Source organism: Providencia stuartii, from assembly GCF_029277985.1.
Lineage (GTDB): Bacteria > Pseudomonadota > Gammaproteobacteria > Enterobacterales > Enterobacteriaceae > Providencia > Providencia zhejiangensis.
On record NZ_CP119546.1, the window covers coordinates 3,481,863 to 3,501,460 of the forward strand.

Sequence of the window (19,598 nt, forward strand, 5' to 3'; positions counted from 1 at the left end):
TGACCTCAACTTATTGAAATATCCCAATCTTGGTTGTTTGATGTATCGATACCCAGCGATATCACGTTACTTCCCACCACCATTTCCCCCAGTAAAATAGGTACTGGCCTACCTTGACCAACAAGGTTTTCAGCGCTGGAAAATGAGTTGTTTGTTATCTTGTCTGACTGTGCGTCAGTAGATGATGGTTTGTTAGGTGTTTTGAATAATGTATAAAGTGACAAAGCAATAGAAGCTGCGACAAGTCCAACAACAACCCACGTTGCGATACCTCCTGCTATAGCCCCTTCCACTACGGGAGTAAACTTAACAATTGTGTTATCGGGTAACGTTCGTTCGAAATGAAAAGATAATTCGTCAGGGTGGACGTTTTGATTGTTAATGCTGATATGCATCTGCGATTGTGTAAACGCTTTTCTAAATTCTATATCTTGACCAAACAATATTCGCAATCCTCGGCTAATACTGTCTGTGCTCATATTGAGGTCGCTAAAATATCTTCGAAGATGCCCTCCGAATTCAAATTTAACCATTTCTCATGTCTCCAAATGGAATGTGTCGTGCGCCAGTGCCCCTGCCGTAGAGCCTCTCTGCGGCTTAAATGCCCCGCGCAATCGTGGTGAATTGCAATGTTGTCACCAAGGTAGACCATGGCGTGGCTTGGATTCGCTCCGTAAAATGGCGAACGAATGATGATATCGAGTGGTTGAATATCCGAGAGTTCGACTTGATAAAAACCATTTTCTGGGAGATTTTTGATATACAAATTTTCATCCCGCAACCACCAGCCGTCAGACCTTTCGAATTCGGGCAAGTCGACGCCACATAAATGATATGCATCTCTAAACAGCGTGTAGCAATCCGTAATTCCATGTTCAAAATGTCTACCAAGGAGATGAGGAACAGGCTCAAATACACGCAATCTATTATCGCTAACAAGCCACCAATCAAGCCCTGTCATGAGTTGCTGTTTTCTGTCTGCGGCAGATAGCCTAAGATTCACTTGAGGGTGGGAATGAAAAACAGCAGTTACCTCTCCTAGCTTTTCAGCCTCCGACCAATCCCCGCCACTAATGCGAAAATGCTTCTCTGGCTCACTGTGCGAGTTTTTACATTTAAACAAATACGAATTATCAATGATCAATCCACACTGCTCTAAATGGCTCTCAGACGCATATTTAATGCACTCATGTTCTAGCATTAACCCACCTTGTTACTATTCGAAAATAGCCCAATCGGTAATACTTCGGGTTTTGGAAAGCGTAGTCGACAACCTGCTTTGGAATGAGAACATCTATCTTTTAGTGGATCTGATGTTGGCTTATCAAACTCATCAGCAACAGGCTTTCCAGTGTAACGACAGCCCTCCCCGCGATAAACCCATGTACAGACATCAGCAAGTATTGTGCGAGCTGGAATAATCGCGATATCACTTTCAGAGGGTGATGCTAAAGCATAAGTAACTTGCTCGGCTGTTTCCTCTGTCATTTCATCAACGATATACCATGACACCGCCTCCAATGTGGGGTTTGCACTTGGGTTGCCATCTTTGAAATTAATTGCATCAAGCGCTGTCGCTGGCACCTGTCGGCGAATTAATTTAGCGCCAACAATGTCGTTAAAGTCACTATTCAAACCTGTCATAAAGCCGAATAGATTACTGACTGTTAACGTTGGTTTTGACGATACCCCTGATATTTTGAACTCAAACCCTTCCGCTTTGATTACATGGGCCTGATATTCTTTCCCCTGCCAAATTAGATTTTCATAATTTTCATTTACGCCACCATAAAAACGAATAATATCCCCACCTAGGTTTTGTAAATTCAACTCAAATAAATCGAGTATCGCTGTAACTCCGGCATCTACAGTGGGAATTATCATTTCTTTCGGGATATTTCTCATCGGGCCACCTCTTCAAACTCTGCCGTTAGTTTGTGAATTATTCCGTTTTTCGAATAGGACCAACTACGGCAAACATAGCGCCCTTGTAGCCCTGTATCGGAAGGTGTCCATAAAAAAGATTCCACCGCCCCTCGCGCCTTCAAAAAAGACCTAACCTCTTTTGCTACATTCGGTTTTCCGCATAGCCCATCGACACCAATAAAAGTTAGTGCGGAATATTTAGAAAGTATGGGATTAATGCCTTTCTGCTGGCGCTGCTCGTAGCCATCACCAAAGGTAACGACGGATACATTGGGGGTTTCTGTGACAGTGAAATCTTTCTGAGGCACCCAATTGAATATTGGGGTCACAACTAGTCTCCTTTAGAACTGATCTAATGTCAGGATTTTCAATAGATAAATTTGGTTTATGGTTAAAGGTCAGCCCTGTGAATTTTACCGAAGGGATGGCTGATTAGCTTCGGTGTGAGGAAATTTAATGACCAAAAAACCAACTGGTATACTTAACAACATTTCAATGGGCACCATCTGTGATACAAAAGAAGATATAGCAGGTGAAGTTACCGCTCTAAAATTAGCCGTTGCTCTTATTTTTAGGCGAATGACAAAGGATGCTCAAGAGGAAATGCTAATTGAAATGCGCCAATTAAAAATGAAAGAATTAAACAAAGTGGCAGATGAATTGGCTCAATTTCAGTTAAAATAGATTATTTGGCTGAGCTATAGATACTAAATTTATGGCAGCTAAAACCAATACTGTTACTAAGTAAAGGTTGATTAACTTCCCGTAATTCACAGCTCATTGCCGCTTGCATGTCAGTGAGCTGTTTTTGTAATTCCTCGATTTGAGCACTTTGCTGCGTTACTCGTGCTGATAACTCACTGATCACTGCTTCTAAATGTTGATTGCTCATAACTACCTCTCTTAATTAACTTAACATTCCACCTACACGTTTTTGGTCTTTTATAACCATCAAGGTTGTGGTTTTCATCATATCTTGCATTCTTTGCATTGTTGCTTCATCTATTCCATTTGTCGTATGAATAGTGAAGTAATTTTCTTGCTGGATTGTTATCCCGCCACCAGAACCGCCGCCGATATCTTTATTCGAAATAACTCGCCCATTGTCACCCGGTATCATGTATTGCTTACCGGAGCTTGTTTTGTAAATCTCTGGCTTGCCATTTTCACCGACTCGGTAATATTTATCCGCTGATACTGGTCCGCCGCTTTCACGCCCTCCACCAAATGCCATGCCCACTGCTTGAGTTCCCATACCAGAAAGCTGACTTCCCATCTGCCCACCGGCCATCGCTGTTTGAAATGCCGTCAATCCAGTTGCCGAGGCCGTACCTAACGTTGCTATAGAGGCCGCAATTGCCGCCGGAGTCCATGCTGCCAATGCTGCCGCGCCTCCTGCTGTTGCTGTTGCGGCTGCTGCCATCGCTGATGCTTTGCCGAGCGTTTGAGATAAAATGAAGTTCTTCACCATCTCAACACCCATCTGAACAAATGAGTTAACCAATGTATTTAATATCGTGCTTCCCATTGAGCGAAGGGCTTCTTCTGCTGACATGCTGCCAGTAATGATCCCTGTAAGAGCATTGGATGCGTTACCGGAAAACGAATCAATAGCGCCTGTGAGCATTTCAAAACCGAGATTTTGCTGTCTCAGTATTTGCCATCCCGCCTCGGTCATCTGCTTGTTGAATTCGTTCTGAGAAGCTGTCCTCAACATTAGATACTGAGCATCTGTCGCCTCTTTTGCAGCAGTAAACTGCTCGTGAGTCATTTGCTGTTTTGCATAAGCCTCTTCAAGTAACGCCTGCTCTTGATTGTGGAAGTTCTCCATCATCACCAGCTTTTTAGCTTGTTCATTTGCTAAAGCTTGGATGGGGTCGAATTTGGCTCGATTTTCTTCGATGTTGTTGACTGTGCTATTGACTTTGATGTCAGTCATTCCCTGCTCAAATGCCTGAGTTGCTTCTCTGCCTAATCGCGTAAACGTTTCTTTATCGATGAATCCCTCATCAAACATACGTCGAATAGTTTTAGCTTCCTCTCCGAATTCACGGGCCAGCTTTAACTCTGGTGTGGCTTCTTGCGCTCTAGTAAAGTCATTAACTTTTTGGGTTAGGTCGTATATTTCAGCTGCTTCCTTTGCCACAGCATCTTTCTGACCTTGAGTCGCTTTTTCACCAAGCTTCTGAATGGCTTCAAATACAGCCATTTCTTTATTTACATCACCAACACCAGAGCTTAGTAACTCAAAGCGTTTTTGTAATGAAGCTAGTTCAGTTTGTTGGCGTTTGATTTCTTCAGAGGCTTTATCTTTCTTACCGCCACTGCTTGTTTTTTTCTTACTGTTCGATATTTGTGTTTGTATCTTATATTGCTCTTTTAATGCCAATATGTATCTGTTAAGAACATCAGGATCATCAATACCAGCTTGAGCTGCTTTAACCGTTGCTAAATACTCAATTGCGGCATCTTTACCTTCTTCCATTTCTATTTTCAAGGCTTGAACATTCTCCTCAACACCTTGAAGCATTAACTCAAACTTATTATTTCTCTCTGCCTCTAACGCATTCCTATAGTTTGAAACTTGAATTTCAGCCTCACTAGCTTGAACGCCCGAATCTATTAGCTTTTTCTCCAAGGCATCTAATGCCATTTCCATTTTTGCTGCTTCTGGTGACCCAAGAGCAATAGTTTTAGCGAGCAACTTATTTGATTCAATTGTATTTTTTGTTGCTTCATTAAAAATATTAATTGCTTCTACGCGCTCAGGCTCAATACCTTTTCTATCCTTAAACACCTGATTAGATTTTCGCTGCTGAGCTTCTTGTTCTCTTATTTTTTTTGTGCCTTCCTCTATTAGCAAATTGACTTTGCCTAATTCATTAGTGGCCCATTCTATTGACTTACTAATGTTAAAGTTTGGCTCTTTTTTACTCATCCTCTCAAGGGAGCTTTCTAAATTTTTAGCTTCTTCTACACTTTTTGCTAATTCCTCTTTCGTTTTGGCGATCCTGATGCCAAGCTCCCTAGAGACAACCTCTGCCTGTTTAGATGTTAATGAGTCTATTTTCTTGATCATCTCATCTATTTTAGCGTTATATTCTTTTAATGCAGTGTCGTCCGTCATGGCTTCATATAAAGCATAAACTCCTGCTGCCGCTAGAAGAAATAATCCTGCTGGCCCACCTAATAATGCCATTACACCACGAAGGCCATTCATTGCCATTGTTTGAGCTTGAGTCGCGAGCGTTGCCTTTGCCGTAGCAGCTGCAACAGCTTCATTCGTAGCAGTTAATGTTGCTTTTGCCTTTTGTTCTAATGCAGTAGCTGCTGCAACTTTTGCGCTTGCAGCCATCTCTGCTTCCTTGGCTTTTTGTAAGGCTAATGAAGCTGCCGCTTGTTCTTTATCGATCTGATTCCCGATGGCTTGCATTTTCTTTTCTGTAGCCATCATTTTATTTCTTGCAGTAACTACCGCTTGATAGTTTTCTGCTTTAGGTGCTATTTGGTATGTTGACTCGGCATCTTTTAATAATTCTCTTTGAATTTTAACTTGTTGCTGTAACTGCCCATATTGTTTTTCCAATGAAACAGTTAAGCTGTCCGCTGCTGCTACTTTTTGTTTAGCCGCTTCAATTGCTGATTGTGCTGCCGCCTTTTCTTCTTTGGCATTTAGTACCATTTGTGCCGCTGATGCCTGATAGGTTTCAGCTTGTTTCTTATTGGCTTCAGCATTTGCTAACTCAGCCTGAGTTGCTTCTATTGCAGCTTTTGTATGGCTGATTAGTGATGCCGTGGCACTACCTACATTACTAACATATCCAGCACCTAATTGACTAGATACAGTGCTCAACACCCCTGTAAATCTATTATGTGATTGCATAGCTTTATCAGTTGCCGCTGAATTAGCCCCTATCTTTCCAGACAATTGAGCCATGTCACGAGATAGCTTATTTATTTCTGGCATCTTCATGGCTGTAGCCACTTGGGATGCGGTTTTATCTAGTCTATTTAAGGAGTCAGTGGCTTTATCTGTGCTTTTCTCTACGCTGTCCATTACTTTGTTAACTTGCTTCTCACCGACAAGCAATTCTTTAATATCCATGCTTACATCGTAGTGGATACCACCTGCTGATTGGCTTTCTGACATAATTATTTTCCTCTAGAAAAAAGAAAGCCCCGTCAATTTGACAGGGCCTATGCATAAAATGGGTTTGTTTTTAGTACTTATAACCTTTCTGTCGGCAAAATTTATTAACCGACTCAACACTTAAGTTATCCGTTGCGTCACTAACTGTTATTGGTGCTACCACAAATACGCGCTCACCTTTATCATTTACTGTGTCAACGATAAATACATTGAATGGTGTAAATCCAGCATATGCACCATATGAATTCTTCGAGTTAACCATCCCGCAATACACTCCAGACTTACCTTCATAAATTAATTTATTGTGTTTGAAGTCTGCCGTGTATGGGTCTTTAAGCTTTTCCTTTACTGTCTTTTCAATCTCTTTTTTCTCGTTATCAGTTAAATCTCGTTCGATTACCTGATTAGAATATGCATTAAAACCTACCACTAAAATAAACAAGCCAATCAATGCTTTTTTCATCCTTAGTACCTTTTTGCTATTTTTGGCAACTATAAACACTAACCAGTGCAAATTGAAGCAATTCTGATGCTTATTGTTTATTACTACCAGAACCCCAACCCTCGGCGCTGATCTTTCTAGTTATCTCATCAAGCCTCTGTTGGTTACCATTTTTCCTCAAAATAACGCACATTTGATTGAATGCATAATGGCTAGGATAGTAAAAATCACTAGCTGGCGATGGCTTTCCAAATATGGTGTGATACTCGTCGCACTCTCTTTCATGCTTGTTTTTCATTGAACGCATAACTAGTCCAGATATTGAAATCGCCATATCGCATAGCTCTATAGCTTTATCAAGGCAATCTTTCTTCTCTCTGTTCTTATATTGTTTCTTTATTTCTTCTTGAAGATCAAAGTGAAGCTTTATTATCTCATCATCGCTAAGATTATGTATTTTATCTACTTTACTCTTGTATTTACTCATGGAGAACTCCTAATAAATTAATGCTTACAGCAATTTATCAAAACCTAACCATCACCAGAATTTATACCAAGGTTTTTTACTTTTTGTCATGCTAATGCCATCAATGTCATTTCTTTGGCTATTTGCCAGTAATAAGCAATAAGCATTGCCTATTTCATTGGTTAACTCGGTTTCAAATTCTCTATTCACATCTGGCAGGCCTGTTTTAGCATGCACTAATTCATGGACAAGAGTTCCACTAAACATAGAAAGTGATTTTAATGTTTTCCGTGACATTACAATGCAATTTGAATTAGGGTCCCAACATCCCAACGTTTCTCTCATTGTCATATCATCGAGTCGCATGGCATCAGAAAGCTTTATATCAACAACGTAGCTAGGTAGACCACCAAATAATCTTACTATTTCATCTTTAAATTGATAAATATCTCGCTCCTCTCCAGAGAGAGCGGACTCATTGATAAATTTAAATATAAAGCTATCGTTATATGCTTGTTTGAAATTATCGATATCGTTAATTGCATTCCCATCTATATCTTGAGAGTCTGCAATTCGCGCTCTTAAATTATGAGGAATAGTTACTATTCGAACACCATTTGTTCTAGCCTCATCAATCAGCGAACCATGCAACATCCCCTCTTCTGATGTAACAAACATCACATTTCCTGATGAGTTCAAAATCGATACGGCATGCTCTTGTACATCAATCCATGATAACTCATCATGCATTGTTCCATACTCATAGCCAGACATATCATCAGCAAGCTTATCGATTACGATTTCGTTTTTAGACGATAACAGAATTCTTTTTACCGTGTCGGTGTAAGCACTACGGCCAACATTAGTTCTTTCCCTGTTAATTGATTTTTTTAGTTGAGCATTTAGGCGTGTGATATTATATGAAAACAAAAAGTTTTCTTCTCTAGCAACTAGCACGCCATTTATATAAATTTTCCCTTCACCATCACTATTTTCAATAACCTGACCATATCCAGTGGTGTCTATAATCTTGGCGCCACTGAAATTAAGGAAAAGCAATTTAGCTTCCTCTACTTCATTGTCATCAATGTTACTTAACTTAACCTCTGTACCAACGAAATCAGCATCTAGAGGTTCCTCAATGATCGCATGCAGTGTGGTTATATCGCCAAATCCTTGCTTGGTCATTTTTGTTGTTTTTATAATGCCATGCTTTGACTTTATTAAACATTCAACACCATGTCTCTCAAACGTTGCCAAAGCATCCTTCAGGCCTATACCGAATCGACCAATAACATTTTGAGCATTAAGTTTCTCTTGATTCTCATTTTGGGTTAAGTGGGTGTAAGTAATGCCTCTACCAAAATCCCTGATAACCCAGCCATTGTCAGATTTCAATATTTGGACTTCTTCAGTTTCAGTTAGTGCTTGCTCATCCAAGGCATTAGCGATAATTTCTCGCACTGCATGCCTAACTTCCCAGTTCTCTAATATCTTTTCTATATTTAAATCAAAAGCTTTTGTAGTCATGATTTACCCTCATACATCTTCTTGACGGTTTCCATGAATAGCTCTTTGAATTTATCTGATTCTAAGTTGGCAAGTTCGTCTATGTTCTTCGGTTTTCTTTCTTCGTCTACTGCCGCCTGTAAAATCATGACCATTTCGGAATTAAGTGACCTGCCGTTTTTCTTGGCTCTTTCTGCCAGCTTTTCTTTTAGGCTATCAGGCATCCGTAGGCTGTATGGGATGATATCTCTTATTCGTGACATTTTACTTTTCTCATAACACCACATTGATATCACAATATATCCAAATAAACTTTGACAATATAGGATTACGTTGATACCTTTGTGACATCACTTTAACTCACAACAAACAAAGGATGTACTATGAACTGTCATAAGAAAACAAGCAAACTTCAGCTTAGACTAACCGAAACGCTAAAAAGTAAGGTAGTAGAGTATTCAGAAAAAGATGGAATCTCACAGAATTCAATACTTAATCAAGCAGTAGCTTGGTATGTGAAAGAAAGAGAGAAAAGTGCTAACTAAAACAGCGAAGCCCCAACTACTTGCGATAGTCAGGGCTTCTATTTTGTCAGAGTCTTAGGAGAAACCGACATGAATAATGTATCAAATATTAATGAGACCAGCAATTCGGTAAAATCTATGCCGTTGATTGCTCACTCAGGCGCTCCCGTGATCACCACTGATATGCTAGCCGATGTATACGGAACAGAGGTGATTAATATTCAAGTTAACCACTCTAGAAATAAAAATAGATTCATTGAAGGAAAACATTTTTATAAGCTAACAGGCTCTATTTTAAAGGAATTCAAGAACTGGCTTACTAAAAGTAAGTTAGTTTACAAAGGCTCAGAAATCATTAGTAAGCACGCGAAAAGCATTATACTTTGGACTGAGCGCGGCGCCGCTCGTCACGCCAAAATGCTAGACACCGATAACGCATGGGATGTTTTCGAAGCGCTAGAAGATTTCTATTTTGCTAAGAAAGAAGATGCTCAACAAAAAATTAACCTCCGCCAATCAACAGCAAAAGAACTCACTCCGCTACGTCAAACAGCCGAGCGTTTAATTGCTACAGGTGTTGGTAATATTTACCCTGATATCTGGAAGCATGTTCACAAAGAGTTCGGCGTTGACCACATCAACGAGCTACTACCTGAGCAGATACCGCAAGCCATTTCATTTCTTGATGCGCTTGAAGGCGAATACATTCCTAAACAACAATTACCACAAGTTGGACTTGAAAGCCTTGCGATGCCAATGTCATTCTTTGATGAATATGATTGGCTGTTTGAAGAAGAAAACATCAGCAAGAAAGAGGCTCTATCTCATGCAGATGCTTACCCTCGCTGCATGCTGAAAACTGCGCCTGAATATCCAAACCCTGTGGGTGTTCTGCTAAATAAATTGCAATCGGCAGGTGTTGATGTATCAGCTGCTCAAATTCAACTAAGAGCATTACGCAATCACCTGAGAGCCACAATCATGCAGCTTGAGATGGCAAATAGATCAGATTTAAAGATGCTGCTAAATAATACTAATGTCGTTTATAAACATCTTAAAGCTATACGTGAAGAGTGGAGAAACACCCTTTCACCTGCAATAGAGAAACTAAACCCAGAGCTTGAGTCTCATATTACTAGTAGATTAGCTGACGCCCAAGGAGCTACCTATAGCAATCTTTGCCATCTACAGAAACATGATAGCACCAAAGCAATCAAATAGATGACAGGGCAAGGAAGCCCTTTCTCATCCTACCCTCACCTCAGTTTTTTATCAGTCTAGTTTCTTAGTGCCGCAATTGGGAGCAAATTAAAATAGTAATTTTGCAATGGTGATTCCTGCACCAAGAACCACAAATATTGTCGCCATGAGCCATTTTGTTTGCGTTGATATTGCCTTCTGGACTTCAGTTTTGATTATTTCAATATCTTGCTTAGTGGCATAATTAGACTTAATGACCTCAATGTCAGATTTTAAGGTTCTTATATCACTTTTGCTAGTTTCCATATCTGATTTAATACTAGCGAGAGTTGATTTCATATGACTTACATTATCCTCTAACTCTATTATTTGTGATTTTTTATTAAAGTCATCGTCACTAAATATTTGCGAATCAGTTTTATTTGGCTCTGTTCCCGCAATGTTATCCCTATTAATTTTCTTAGTTTCACTATCCATTGCATGGTACCAAGATAATAACAAGATAAATATTACGCTTGATATGCAAATATTATAAAAGATATTGTTTTCAATGTACTCTGGTAGTTTAAACATTGTAGACAGACCTATCAGTGTTAACATATCACTGCCGATCACCACAAATAACCATCCGTCGCCTTTCTTTTTGGCCTGTATTATCGAAATTTTTGAGAGAAAATAAAATAAAACAATTACACCAAATAATATAACCTTACCAATGCCGCTCTCAAAAGGTACTAAAACATAATTAGAAATCACGCCAATGATAATAGAGAAAACAAATATTAAAGCTAAAATAAACTTCTTCATCCCATCACCTATTTGTATTATTAATTTCCCTTATGATAGCCTGAGGTTGCCGCAAAACAAAGCAAAAGACCTCAGTTAAGAGGCGTGGTGTGTGATCTGGATTGCAAGCCCAAGGGCGGGCTATTTTGTTTAAAATTGCTCTAATTCAGCTAATTCTTTAAGTGATAAAGAATGAAAATGAGATTCAGCCATATCTGACAATACTGGAAGCAACGCATCCGAACGGGCATGTGCATCAGGAGTTATGATTGCCAGAATTTGGTAATAGTCATCGTACATACAGTGCTTACAAAACACCAAGAAGTTATCGCTCACTCTAACAGCCTGTCGAGTTTCGCCACCCCAAGGTTTTTCATTTGGCGTTCTTATATGAATCTTTTCAATAAATGACTGACGCGCTATGGCACTATTCCTAAAATCAGCAAATTTACCCACATACCCAGAGAGGGATACCCCATTAAGAGCTGCTGATAGCTTAGCCGCATACTTCCGATAAATACCGTTATCTTTATATCTAGGCGTGATTGTCACTATTGGCATTGCAAGTTACCAGCAAGCAGATCTCGATTAAATTCAGCAATTGAGGAATTAAATAAGGCTATATCCTCGTCGCTAAACCCATCCTCCTCTACCATTGCAGGCAACTGGTTAATATGTTGGTTAAATTGTCGATATATTGCTTGCATATGGTTTCTTAATGCAGACATTTTAAGAATAACTTCTTTAAAGTAACCATCAGCTATGCTTTCAAATGGATGAAAAGCCTTGGTAGTTTTAGCAATGCTATACATTGCCTCAATCATCATAACTGCATTATTACCATGCTTAATCACCCGCTCCAACTCATGCATTACATCTTCTGGGTTATTACCTGCATGTTTTTTTATGTCATCTTTTGTTGGGTCATCAAGTAAAGCTATTACTTCATCGATTGAAGCTACAAGGGTTGTTAGCACGGTCTTGCCATCAACAATTAAATCCATAATTTCATCTGGCGATACATCACCCTTTGCCTTTTTATCGACAATAGTAGCTATAGACATAGCCAAATTAGCCAAGCCTGAATCCACATCTTTTTTATCTGTTGGATTTGATAGCATTGCCATCATAATAGCCTCTGAAATCATGGTTTATTGCCTCATAGATACAAATGTGCATACAAATTATACATCATTTCAAACTAAAGCACATACATTCATCACAATCCCAAGGACGTGCTATCAATCCGTCGATTCGCCGGAATTAATTAATATCAATAAGTTACACAAGATAAGTTTTGCAACTTTTTTGTAAAACTCTTTAGGAGTCGCTCAATATTTAAACTACAAAACTTTTGTAGTTACCTACAATTATTTTGTAGGTCGTTCATTCCAATTTAGAACAATCAAACAATATCAATAATTTGAGATATTCAGACAACAAAAAACCCACCGGAGTGGGTTAGTTTGAAGCCTTACTCTATTATTTCTCTTAGCAAAATCTCTGTTGGTTTATATTCATTATTTTTCAACGTGGAAATTACTGTTATATCGCCGCGAAATGAAAGCCTTCCAGATAAAGATTCGGCTGATACATTCGGGTCTAGTACTAATTTAACCCTTCTATCTATGATACCCGGCACAACAGCAGCCCATCCTTTAGAGGGATTATCTAGATCTAGTGCTCTTATTTGAACATCAACGTCAGGGTAATCTCTAACTTGCGTCAACGGGTCAATGGATACTGAAGTTGGAGCTTGTCGGATTGTTTCTGGCGGAATAGATATAGTTTGCTGCCCAGTACCAATAATAAGTGAAGCATTTTCATCTGTTCTGGCTGGTGAAATTACTTTTACAGCACCTTCAGCCAATGATTTCGGATTCTTTACAGAGGTTTCAATAACTGATTTTAATCCTTCTGGTGTCAAATTTGCAGCGCCTGCACCAATATTAATAATCGTATTGTTGTTTGCCTCAAAGTGACTTACCTTGTCTGGACTCATGGCTGCACTAGCAAGATATAATCCATATCCCACCATTCCGGATACAACCGCAAAAACAAGTGTATTTCTCACGGCTCCTTCTCCTATCACGGCGTGACATTTTTCCACAAACTTATCCAGTTTTTCTTGCGACCCAAATAATAACTTAATTACTAGGTCTTCGTATAGACTGCCAGATCGCAATAATTCAACTTCAAGCTCTACTCCGTCAATTTCACAATCAGTCAAATTTGCAAATACTTCGCGCGACTGTTTTGCTATAGCTTCCCAGCCTTGTAAAGATTTGATTATCTCTTTTACACTTACTGGATTTTCAGTTGAATAATAGAATTTCTCCTTAAAACTTAACGACAATACCTCAGCCATGCATTGACATCCTTTGAGTAGAGTATATTAATTTTTTTTACATAATATCAATATTACTTAAGGATGGTTATCTGGTAATTTGATCAGTGATGAGTGTTAAAAGGAAAACTTAGCGCTTTCAGAAAACGAATAAAGGACCAAACGTCATCAGGTTAGTAGCAGCCCCATTTCCTTTGTACGGATATTTGACTTAATTAAATTCACGTCTAATATTTGTTCTGCTCAATAACGAGCATTACAAGGAGTTTTTATTATGGGTAAAAAACCCGGTGAAAACACAGGTAAAGATGGCGGTATCTATCGAGAAGTTGGACCTCGTGGCGGTTTAAAAAACAATTATGCCACAGTGAGAGACAACGAAAAGCTACCACCAACAACGCAATCAGGTAACACATGGGTTCTTGAAAAAAGAACACCAAACAGTAAGCGTCCTTAACCTGTTGTAATAATTAAAGCCGGCCTACGTCGGCTTTTTTGGGTTTAACACAGAAATCCACCATCCTACTAATAAGATGACAAAATGTTTCATTCGCGGCTCCTGTTTCAACGCTCACACCGACGCGGTGACAAATGTCGAACGCTATATGTGCGCATTCGTGAGCTAGAGTAGATAATTTACCGTTAAACACACCAATAATATGGAGTACACACTGAGTGTTAGTAACTGTATGACTTGCACCGTTAACAAAACTATCCCCACCATCAATGCCTAGTTTTTCATGTAGAGAGCGCCAATCATCCCAAGAGCCACAATAGATAATATATCCAGATTCAAATAAAGGTACCTTCATATGTCGATACTGCCTTAGGATTTTATTCATATTCTTACCTTTACTATAAAACATCTCAACCCTAATAATTGGCTACTTACCTCTTCCCACTCACCAACCGACGCTTACCACTGATCAGCTCATCATTGCGCTGGTCATCAGCTTTCATGATCTCGTCGTATTCTTCGCGCGTGAAACCCTTCCCGTCTGGATATTTAGCTTTTAGCATCATGACGAACTCGGTCATTGTTAATTGCTCAGCTTCCTCGCGATTCACACCGAAATGAGCACGAGCAGCGGTAATATATTCGATAGCATTAAAGCTATCAGTAAATTCGTTTTTACCTTCGTTACGCTGAAGCTTTCTAACTTTGGCCTTACCGATAATGCCGTGGGTCATTAACTCACGAGCTAACACGATGATATCTGTAATTGGCACCTTACCCATTTTATAGATGACACCATTTTTACTGGGCTTCCACTCGCCTATAAGCTCATCGCAATCATCATTACAACAAGCTTGCATTATCATCATTGAAGTTGATAAAACACTACGCCCATACGTTGGCTTTTTTAATGCTTTTAACAGCCAATCAGGAACTGTACCATAAGCTTGTATAGCGCGAGCAATTAACACCTGAACTTCTGCGCCACTTAGCAAAGTAAATGCGTTAACAATCTGCTCTGGCGTCCCTATTCTCGTCATTGCGTCAAATGATGGCCTAAACAAATAATCTTTATCAGGCGTTGATATCGTAAATTCGCCGTACTCTTTTCTTGCTGTCATGTGCCCCCCCCTGAATATTATCAAGGGCACTCGAAAGCACCCTTTGTAATATTAAGCGGCGGTGACAGTAACTGCGCACTTAGCTGTTTTTGCACCATCTTCTGATGTGACTGTTACGTTCGCTGTTCCTGCCGCAACACCTGTGACAGTAACTACATTCATTAGCTGACTGGCTGTCGCCGTTGCTGGCTTGTCGCTAGCTGCGGTGTATGCCTTATTCGTTGCATCTACTGGTTGAAAACTAACAGTAAAAGTTTTCTTTTCGCCTTCTTTGACACTCAAAGTTGTCGGAGTAACGGAAACACCTTGCACGACAACTTCTTCGCTCAACCACTCCCAAGTATCAGCCGTACTTACTTTTAGCTCACCTTCATACGTTGCCACTTCTTTTGTTGGAAATGCCATCGACCATGAAGTGAACACCATGTAACACTGAATGATATTTTTGCCATCACCATTCAAATCAAGCTGCACCCAATATGACGGCTGGCGACCAGCAATAATCTCGTCAAAGATTTCTTTAGCTAATGCAAATGCTGATTCAGAACCTGCGCTACCAGTGCTTTTGACTTCACCACTAAAACTAATGGTTGGGTCAGCACCAGTAACAACCGATTCTGTTAAGTTACGGATGTCATCAGCATTAGAAGTGATAGCTTCTAAATTTCCATCAAACCCTTTATCTGTCAGCGCACCAAGACGTAAGTAATCGCTTAAACCTGGTGCTTGGTCATCGCAACCACGAGCGACACGTAAAATAGTTGCACCACCAATTGATAAGCCTTTCTTAGGGCAGTTAGCCATGTTTTACCTCTTTCTATAGAAAATAAAAAAGGCCGCACATTGGCGACCTAGTTTGAGATTTGTTTGTTTATGATAAGCAGCGGAATGAGAGCCTGAATATCGTTCGGTTTTCTGTGGTTACAATTCCTGATGGCAACCCACCCATGTTAAAAACTGAGTTGAGATTACAGTCACTGGGGTTTGCTGCTACATATTTGATAATTTCATCAGCACGAGTTAATGCGGGAATTGGGTTGCTTTGCTCTGATACTAGAATTACATCCACATAGTCATCAGCGCTTAACTCACCAAATCGCCCAGAGCCATCATTAGGTTGAATGACTAAATACTGTTGAGTTTTGGTATTAGCCTTCTCTTCCCACTGCAACCGCTGCACAGTAAAGTCATTTGTTAAGCCACCTCGCTCTAAGTAGTCAAGGAAATCATCAATAATCACAATCTCATTTCCTCCATTATCGCTGCGTCAATCATTTCTCTTGTTTCTTCAAAACCTGAATCAAGGAAAAGCTTTTTAGCTGTTGGGCGCTTAAACTTTTGTACAACCCTAGGGTCATGAACATAAACAGCATAACTAGCACTATAACCAACACGCCCAGTCAATATCGTTCCATTCACTCTAACCGACCGATAGCTTGAGTTGATTAATGTCTTTGTATCGATTGGCGTGTAGATGGCTGCTTGCCTGCCTCCAATATCTAACGCCCTGTGCATAGCCCTTGTCGCTTTATTGGCTGTAATATCACCAACTATCCTAGATAAGGCAGCCCGAGCTTCATTAATACCTCTAACTCTCGTTGCCATATCAAGTCCTTATTTTGTAATCAGGATCTTGCCTAAACATTCGAGCATCAAAGCCATCAACAGCTTTAATTTTTGAGCTATTACCTTCAACTTTCCTTGGGTCTAGAATTGAGCGAGTGTCATTCTGAGCGATGTAATCGCCAACTTCAGGAAGCCTTACAGGCTTACCTTTGTGAAATGATTCGGTGTTGAATACCAAGCGTGAAATAAACTCACCACCGTTAGCATCCATCGCCTTTTCGTTCGTTGCTACCCAGTTGCAATCAATAAGGTATGGAGCGCCGAAAATAATTTCATCACCCCACTTACCTCCCATGCTTACGGGATAAACAGTAGCAACACTCTTGTATGACCAACGTGACATTTTAGCCATATCAACCCCTGAATACGTCGAATTGCACTATTGATAGCGGTTTGCTTATAGGTAGCGCATCAGTGCAACCAGCCGTATCTAAACTTGATAAGAGGTTAGCAAGCTGCTTTCTACCATCATCAAAGTACTGATAGGAGCGAGAAGCGCCTGATGGTGCGTGTTCGGATGTTGTTTTTCTCACATCAGCGGATGACAGCATCAAAACAACAGCATAAAGCTTGATGAGCCTAGCCGTGCTTTCTGGATAGTTTGAAGCGTCAAGACAGTCATCTATTCCATTTGCAATAGTGATAAATGACTCAATAATAAAATCAGGAGCCTCAAAGCCCATTGAATCAAGCAACTCCTGAACCTGTTCGATTGTTATGTCTACAGCCATGAGACCGCCTGAATATTAAAGGGGCAAAAGCCCCCTATTGTTTACCAGTCTTATTTGCCGCCTTAAGCGTCAGTTTTTGCCTTCACTGAACGAGTGCTTGCACCATCTGGCTTGCCGCTTAATACCGCTGCGAATGGCACGTTTTTGCGCTCAAACTTACGGGTCCAGTTAGCTGGCTTGGCAATCTCAATGTTTGTTGGTGTTTTGCTTGGGTCCTCCTCTCCTAACCAACTAAAGCCTGCTGGCTGAAGAATGAAGGTCTTACGCTCCCACAACACCTCAGCACCTCCACCATTACCACCAGATGCTTTACGGTCAAGCTCTACTGGTGTATGTGGCGAGCCGCTGCCATAGCCAAATGCCCCGCTACCAAAGAACACTGTCAGGTAACGCCCATCGTCATTCTTCAAGCTGTCATCCATGAAGATTGGCTTACCGAGGTAAGTTTGCAAAATGATGCGCCCTTCAGAATCCCTGATAGTTTCGATTAGGTTTTGCGTGGCCATTTGTTTCATGATGACGGAATGCACGCCAATGGCACTAAACGTATCAGCAGCATCGCCAGCAGTGAATGCTGCATCAATCAAGTTATTAGCTGAGATAATCTCTCCGCCTTCAATAACCATGTCGCTGTCGTTGTTTGCGATATTACTGCCAATAATCCCGCGAGCTGTGCCAATGAGATAGCGCTGCCATTGACGGGTCCAATAAGTACCAAAACGATTACGAATATGAGACATTGGCTCGCTGTTTGCCAACTCAGCCGCTAAATCTGCGACCCCATAGCCTTTGTTAAGATATAAAACGCGAGCTTTCAGGCTTGATTGACTAGCCTTTCCAACCTGTCCGATTTGGTCTGGATCATCGGAGGTTGCATTTGGCGCTTCATTTGCGTCCAAATCATTCCAGTAGTTAATTGTTGCAGTGCCTTGGCTTCCAGAAGCGATAGCATCAAGCTGTGGTAATCGGGTGATAATCCCAGATTCGAATACTGCTGTTTTTTCAGGACTATTCTGTGGCTCAATTGCTTGATAGTAGTCACCACGGAAAATGTCCGATAAACGTGTTGTTGCCATTATTTACTCTCCTAATTATTGCGTTTTTGCGAGGCGTTTGAATTCCTCTGGGTTTTCTTCAAGCAAACGGATTCGCTCGGCCTCTGTGTAGTCTTTCCACGTTTTGCCAGTGCTTTTCCCTGTTGAGTGGTGATGTGTATCTCCTCCCGTGCCTGTGGCCTTGCTACCAATAATTACTGGTGCAAATAACGGGTTACTACGAAACTCTTTTTCTAGATCATCAATAGTGAATGCAGACGGATGCCCCGCCGAATCAACGACTCGCGTTTTGCCTTCTTCTACTGATAAGCGAGATTTAATGTGTGGCATGATTAACGGAGCAGCATCACCAGCCAATTTGGTGGCCAATGTCTGTGCAACGTTATCAACCAAAAGCGTGTGTAGACTTGTATCTTTTTCCTGCAATTGTGCTAATAGCTCGCTTTCACGTGCTTTTAACTTTTCAGCCCAACTTTTTTCTAATGATTCAATGTCACCATTTTTACGAGCCTGTTCTTCAGCTGCCTTCTTTGCAGCTTCTTCAGCTTGTCGGCGTTTCTCTTGCTCTGATTTTTTCTCAGAAAGCAACTCATCAACCTTTTTCTGAAGCCCTGACACATCTGGAATATCAGGCATACCTTCAATTTGAAGCTGGTAATTACCGCCAGACTCTTTGTAAAAAGCCTTTTGCTCATCGGTTAATGCGTCAAATTCTTCTTTCGATAATAAATATTTAAACATCGTCAAACCTCTGGTTTAGATGGCGCGGCCTCTGACCGCAGATAATAAAAAAGGCCACCGAAGTGACCTTGATGATTCAAATAAAACTATTTTTCTGTATCGTGAATTTTCTGTTTGAGCAGATAACCTTCAAGCGCCCAAATTTTATTAACTGCGTTCTGTCTGGCAATTTTGCGACCAATTTCCGCATCGAAATTTTCAGGGCTTGCACAAGCTGACTCACCAGTAACAGTGAAACCATTTTTCAGAACAAGAACGCAAAACGTTAATACATCCAATTGAGATGGTGGGTTAATAATGCGTTCCACCTCACTTAATTTATTAAATTCATCACTTGCTGATAGAGCACCTGCAAAGCCATCACCAGCAGTAAAGTAATGCTCGCTAGCAATTACACCTTCAATGTGGTCTGACGTGATACGCGCGGCAGTTTTACCTTTAGCTTGAATCTCTTTTTCAATATCTTTATCTGTCATTTACTTACCCTCTAAATAAAAACCCGCTCAGTGGCGGGTCT

At 40.4% G+C, this 19,598-nt stretch carries 28 protein-coding genes; 4 read left to right on the forward strand and 24 right to left on the reverse strand.

Annotated elements, in window-relative coordinates; translation table 11 throughout:
- Positions 1-5: 5 nt before the first annotated feature.
- The 4 genes from P2E05_RS15525 to P2E05_RS15540 are packed head-to-tail and all read right to left on the reverse strand — an operon-like array spanning position 6 to position 2,255.
- Complete coding sequence (locus P2E05_RS15525; RefSeq protein WP_081095929.1) at positions 6-479, reverse strand: tail assembly protein; 474 nt, start codon at positions 477-479, stop codon at positions 6-8.
- A complete protein-coding gene (locus P2E05_RS15530; protein WP_272578226.1) occupies positions 476-1,201 on the reverse strand; it encodes a C40 family peptidase in 726 nt (241 codons plus the stop codon). Before P2E05_RS15530 ends, P2E05_RS15525 begins: the two co-directional genes overlap by 4 nt.
- Positions 1,201-1,905 (reverse strand): phage minor tail protein L, encoded by a 705-nt coding sequence (locus P2E05_RS15535; RefSeq protein WP_272578227.1) that lies wholly within the window; start codon positions 1,903-1,905, stop codon positions 1,201-1,203. Before P2E05_RS15535 ends, P2E05_RS15530 begins: the two co-directional genes overlap by 1 nt.
- Complete coding sequence (locus P2E05_RS15540) at positions 1,902-2,255, reverse strand: phage tail protein (protein WP_272578228.1); 354 nt, start codon at positions 2,253-2,255, stop codon at positions 1,902-1,904. The genes P2E05_RS15535 and P2E05_RS15540 overlap by 4 nt, the downstream gene beginning before the upstream one ends.
- Before the next feature lie 127 nt (positions 2,256-2,382).
- Here P2E05_RS15540 and P2E05_RS15545 point away from each other — a divergent pair, with 127 nt between their 5' ends.
- Positions 2,383-2,610: a hypothetical protein gene (locus P2E05_RS15545; protein ID WP_272578229.1), complete on the forward strand. Its 228-nt coding sequence runs from the start codon at positions 2,383-2,385 to the stop codon at positions 2,608-2,610.
- 1 nt (position 2,611) lies between these two features.
- Here P2E05_RS15545 and P2E05_RS15550 read toward each other — a convergent pair whose 3' ends face one another.
- From P2E05_RS15550 to P2E05_RS15575, 6 genes are all read right to left on the reverse strand, one after another.
- Positions 2,612-2,818 carry a hypothetical protein gene (locus P2E05_RS15550; protein ID WP_276122875.1) on the reverse strand — a complete coding sequence of 69 codons (207 nt, stop codon included), beginning with the start codon at positions 2,816-2,818 and terminating at the stop codon, positions 2,612-2,614.
- A gap of 15 nt (positions 2,819-2,833) precedes the next feature.
- Positions 2,834-6,076, reverse strand: coding sequence for a hypothetical protein (locus P2E05_RS15555; protein ID WP_276122876.1), 3,243 nt, complete (start codon positions 6,074-6,076; stop codon positions 2,834-2,836).
- 70 nt (positions 6,077-6,146) lie between these two features.
- Positions 6,147-6,539: a hypothetical protein gene (locus P2E05_RS15560; protein ID WP_276122877.1), complete on the reverse strand. Its 393-nt coding sequence runs from the start codon at positions 6,537-6,539 to the stop codon at positions 6,147-6,149.
- A 70-nt stretch (positions 6,540-6,609) separates the two neighbouring features.
- The gene (locus tag P2E05_RS15565) at positions 6,610-7,005 is read right to left on the reverse strand and encodes a hypothetical protein (RefSeq protein WP_276122878.1); all 396 of its coding nucleotides are present in this window, start codon (positions 7,003-7,005) and stop codon (positions 6,610-6,612) included.
- A gap of 51 nt (positions 7,006-7,056) precedes the next feature.
- Positions 7,057-8,514: an ATP-binding protein gene (locus P2E05_RS15570; RefSeq protein WP_276122879.1), complete on the reverse strand. Its 1,458-nt coding sequence runs from the start codon at positions 8,512-8,514 to the stop codon at positions 7,057-7,059.
- Complete coding sequence (locus tag P2E05_RS15575) at positions 8,511-8,756, reverse strand: Arc family DNA-binding protein (protein ID WP_039862517.1); 246 nt, start codon at positions 8,754-8,756, stop codon at positions 8,511-8,513. The genes P2E05_RS15570 and P2E05_RS15575 overlap by 4 nt, the downstream gene beginning before the upstream one ends.
- Positions 8,757-8,876: 120 nt before the next feature.
- Between P2E05_RS15575 and P2E05_RS21715 the strand changes: the two genes are divergently transcribed.
- Positions 8,877-9,038: a hypothetical protein gene (locus P2E05_RS21715; RefSeq protein ID WP_006660985.1), complete on the forward strand. Its 162-nt coding sequence runs from the start codon at positions 8,877-8,879 to the stop codon at positions 9,036-9,038.
- Positions 9,039-9,107: 69 nt separating this feature from the next.
- Positions 9,108-10,238: an ORF6N domain-containing protein gene (locus P2E05_RS15585; RefSeq protein WP_276122880.1), complete on the forward strand. Its 1,131-nt coding sequence runs from the start codon at positions 9,108-9,110 to the stop codon at positions 10,236-10,238.
- Positions 10,239-10,325: 87 nt separating this feature from the next.
- Here P2E05_RS15585 and P2E05_RS15590 read toward each other — a convergent pair whose 3' ends face one another.
- The 4 genes from P2E05_RS15590 to P2E05_RS15605 all read right to left on the reverse strand — a co-directional run bounded on the left by P2E05_RS15590 (position 10,326) and on the right by P2E05_RS15605 (position 13,371).
- Positions 10,326-11,024 carry a hypothetical protein gene (locus P2E05_RS15590; protein ID WP_272657337.1) on the reverse strand — a complete coding sequence of 233 codons (699 nt, stop codon included), beginning with the start codon at positions 11,022-11,024 and terminating at the stop codon, positions 10,326-10,328.
- A 129-nt stretch (positions 11,025-11,153) separates the two neighbouring features.
- A complete protein-coding gene (locus P2E05_RS15595) occupies positions 11,154-11,564 on the reverse strand; it encodes a type II toxin-antitoxin system YafO family toxin (RefSeq protein ID WP_276122881.1) in 411 nt (136 codons plus the stop codon).
- Positions 11,555-12,151, reverse strand: a complete 597-nt coding sequence (locus tag P2E05_RS15600) for a hypothetical protein (protein WP_276122882.1) — start codon at positions 12,149-12,151, stop codon at positions 11,555-11,557. The genes P2E05_RS15595 and P2E05_RS15600 overlap by 10 nt, the downstream gene beginning before the upstream one ends.
- 326 nt (positions 12,152-12,477) lie before the next feature.
- The gene (locus tag P2E05_RS15605) at positions 12,478-13,371 is read right to left on the reverse strand and encodes a hypothetical protein (RefSeq protein ID WP_196715497.1); all 894 of its coding nucleotides are present in this window, start codon (positions 13,369-13,371) and stop codon (positions 12,478-12,480) included.
- A 253-nt stretch (positions 13,372-13,624) separates the two neighbouring features.
- Here P2E05_RS15605 and P2E05_RS15610 point away from each other — a divergent pair, with 253 nt between their 5' ends.
- Positions 13,625-13,807 carry a hypothetical protein gene (locus P2E05_RS15610; RefSeq protein WP_004247510.1) on the forward strand — a complete coding sequence of 61 codons (183 nt, stop codon included), beginning with the start codon at positions 13,625-13,627 and terminating at the stop codon, positions 13,805-13,807.
- 13 nt (positions 13,808-13,820) lie between these two features.
- Here P2E05_RS15610 and P2E05_RS15615 read toward each other — a convergent pair whose 3' ends face one another.
- The 10 genes from P2E05_RS15615 to P2E05_RS15660 all read right to left on the reverse strand — a co-directional run bounded on the left by P2E05_RS15615 (position 13,821) and on the right by P2E05_RS15660 (position 19,557).
- Positions 13,821-14,192, reverse strand: a complete 372-nt coding sequence (locus P2E05_RS15615; protein WP_072502332.1) for a hypothetical protein — start codon at positions 14,190-14,192, stop codon at positions 13,821-13,823.
- Positions 14,193-14,238: 46 nt separating this feature from the next.
- A complete protein-coding gene (locus tag P2E05_RS15620) occupies positions 14,239-14,928 on the reverse strand; it encodes a DUF6246 family protein (RefSeq protein WP_272657331.1) in 690 nt (229 codons plus the stop codon).
- 51 nt (positions 14,929-14,979) lie between these two features.
- The gene (locus tag P2E05_RS15625) at positions 14,980-15,732 is read right to left on the reverse strand and encodes an Ig-like domain-containing protein (protein WP_272578233.1); all 753 of its coding nucleotides are present in this window, start codon (positions 15,730-15,732) and stop codon (positions 14,980-14,982) included.
- Positions 15,733-15,799: 67 nt separating this feature from the next.
- The gene (locus P2E05_RS15630; RefSeq protein ID WP_131679887.1) at positions 15,800-16,168 is read right to left on the reverse strand and encodes a phage tail termination protein; all 369 of its coding nucleotides are present in this window, start codon (positions 16,166-16,168) and stop codon (positions 15,800-15,802) included.
- Positions 16,165-16,533 carry an HK97 gp10 family phage protein gene (locus P2E05_RS15635; RefSeq protein WP_272578234.1) on the reverse strand — a complete coding sequence of 123 codons (369 nt, stop codon included), beginning with the start codon at positions 16,531-16,533 and terminating at the stop codon, positions 16,165-16,167. Before P2E05_RS15635 ends, P2E05_RS15630 begins: the two co-directional genes overlap by 4 nt.
- A gap of 1 nt (position 16,534) precedes the next feature.
- Positions 16,535-16,906: a hypothetical protein gene (locus P2E05_RS15640; protein WP_272578235.1), complete on the reverse strand. Its 372-nt coding sequence runs from the start codon at positions 16,904-16,906 to the stop codon at positions 16,535-16,537.
- Position 16,907: 1 nt separating this feature from the next.
- Positions 16,908-17,285 (reverse strand): DUF7370 family protein, encoded by a 378-nt coding sequence (locus P2E05_RS15645; protein WP_105881123.1) that lies wholly within the window; start codon positions 17,283-17,285, stop codon positions 16,908-16,910.
- Between the two features lie 62 nt (positions 17,286-17,347).
- Complete coding sequence (locus P2E05_RS15650; protein WP_272578236.1) at positions 17,348-18,361, reverse strand: phage coat protein; 1,014 nt, start codon at positions 18,359-18,361, stop codon at positions 17,348-17,350.
- A 15-nt stretch (positions 18,362-18,376) separates the two neighbouring features.
- Complete coding sequence (locus P2E05_RS15655; protein ID WP_272578237.1) at positions 18,377-19,081, reverse strand: hypothetical protein; 705 nt, start codon at positions 19,079-19,081, stop codon at positions 18,377-18,379.
- Positions 19,082-19,167: 86 nt separating this feature from the next.
- Positions 19,168-19,557: a Gp49 family protein gene (locus P2E05_RS15660; RefSeq protein WP_272578238.1), complete on the reverse strand. Its 390-nt coding sequence runs from the start codon at positions 19,555-19,557 to the stop codon at positions 19,168-19,170.
- Between the last annotated feature and the right edge of the window lie 41 nt (positions 19,558-19,598).

What these genes read in the sequence shown, in the direction of transcription:
- P2E05_RS15525 (WP_081095929.1), bottom strand. Translation starts at nt 479, where the DNA reads ATGAGCACAGACAGTATTAGCCGAGGATTGCGAATATTGTTTGGTCAA.
- P2E05_RS15530 (WP_272578226.1), bottom strand. Translation starts at nt 1,201, where the DNA reads ATGCTAGAACATGAGTGCATTAAATATGCGTCTGAGAGCCATTTAGAG.
- P2E05_RS15535 (WP_272578227.1), bottom strand. Translation starts at nt 1,905, where the DNA reads ATGAGAAATATCCCGAAAGAAATGATAATTCCCACTGTAGATGCCGGA.
- P2E05_RS15545 (WP_272578229.1), top strand. Translation starts at nt 2,383, where the DNA reads ATGACCAAAAAACCAACTGGTATACTTAACAACATTTCAATGGGCACC.
- P2E05_RS15550 (WP_276122875.1), bottom strand. Translation starts at nt 2,818, where the DNA reads ATGAGCAATCAACATTTAGAAGCAGTGATCAGTGAGTTATCAGCACGA.
- P2E05_RS15555 (WP_276122876.1), bottom strand. Translation starts at nt 6,076, where the DNA reads ATGTCAGAAAGCCAATCAGCAGGTGGTATCCACTACGATGTAAGCATG.
- P2E05_RS15560 (WP_276122877.1), bottom strand. Translation starts at nt 6,539, where the DNA reads ATGAAAAAAGCATTGATTGGCTTGTTTATTTTAGTGGTAGGTTTTAAT.
- P2E05_RS15565 (WP_276122878.1), bottom strand. Translation starts at nt 7,005, where the DNA reads ATGAGTAAATACAAGAGTAAAGTAGATAAAATACATAATCTTAGCGAT.
- P2E05_RS15570 (WP_276122879.1), bottom strand. Translation starts at nt 8,514, where the DNA reads ATGACTACAAAAGCTTTTGATTTAAATATAGAAAAGATATTAGAGAAC.
- P2E05_RS15575 (WP_039862517.1), bottom strand. Translation starts at nt 8,756, where the DNA reads ATGTCACGAATAAGAGATATCATCCCATACAGCCTACGGATGCCTGAT.
- P2E05_RS21715 (WP_006660985.1), top strand. Translation starts at nt 8,877, where the DNA reads ATGAACTGTCATAAGAAAACAAGCAAACTTCAGCTTAGACTAACCGAA.
- P2E05_RS15585 (WP_276122880.1), top strand. Translation starts at nt 9,108, where the DNA reads ATGAATAATGTATCAAATATTAATGAGACCAGCAATTCGGTAAAATCT.
- P2E05_RS15590 (WP_272657337.1), bottom strand. Translation starts at nt 11,024, where the DNA reads ATGAAGAAGTTTATTTTAGCTTTAATATTTGTTTTCTCTATTATCATT.
- P2E05_RS15595 (WP_276122881.1), bottom strand. Translation starts at nt 11,564, where the DNA reads ATGCCAATAGTGACAATCACGCCTAGATATAAAGATAACGGTATTTAT.
- P2E05_RS15600 (WP_276122882.1), bottom strand. Translation starts at nt 12,151, where the DNA reads ATGATTTCAGAGGCTATTATGATGGCAATGCTATCAAATCCAACAGAT.
- P2E05_RS15605 (WP_196715497.1), bottom strand. Translation starts at nt 13,371, where the DNA reads ATGGCTGAGGTATTGTCGTTAAGTTTTAAGGAGAAATTCTATTATTCA.
- P2E05_RS15610 (WP_004247510.1), top strand. Translation starts at nt 13,625, where the DNA reads ATGGGTAAAAAACCCGGTGAAAACACAGGTAAAGATGGCGGTATCTAT.
- P2E05_RS15615 (WP_072502332.1), bottom strand. Translation starts at nt 14,192, where the DNA reads ATGAATAAAATCCTAAGGCAGTATCGACATATGAAGGTACCTTTATTT.
- P2E05_RS15620 (WP_272657331.1), bottom strand. Translation starts at nt 14,928, where the DNA reads ATGACAGCAAGAAAAGAGTACGGCGAATTTACGATATCAACGCCTGAT.
- P2E05_RS15625 (WP_272578233.1), bottom strand. Translation starts at nt 15,732, where the DNA reads ATGGCTAACTGCCCTAAGAAAGGCTTATCAATTGGTGGTGCAACTATT.
- P2E05_RS15635 (WP_272578234.1), bottom strand. Translation starts at nt 16,533, where the DNA reads ATGGCAACGAGAGTTAGAGGTATTAATGAAGCTCGGGCTGCCTTATCT.
- P2E05_RS15640 (WP_272578235.1), bottom strand. Translation starts at nt 16,906, where the DNA reads ATGGCTAAAATGTCACGTTGGTCATACAAGAGTGTTGCTACTGTTTAT.
- P2E05_RS15645 (WP_105881123.1), bottom strand. Translation starts at nt 17,285, where the DNA reads ATGGCTGTAGACATAACAATCGAACAGGTTCAGGAGTTGCTTGATTCA.
- P2E05_RS15650 (WP_272578236.1), bottom strand. Translation starts at nt 18,361, where the DNA reads ATGGCAACAACACGTTTATCGGACATTTTCCGTGGTGACTACTATCAA.
- P2E05_RS15655 (WP_272578237.1), bottom strand. Translation starts at nt 19,081, where the DNA reads ATGTTTAAATATTTATTATCGAAAGAAGAATTTGACGCATTAACCGAT.
- P2E05_RS15660 (WP_272578238.1), bottom strand. Translation starts at nt 19,557, where the DNA reads ATGACAGATAAAGATATTGAAAAAGAGATTCAAGCTAAAGGTAAAACT.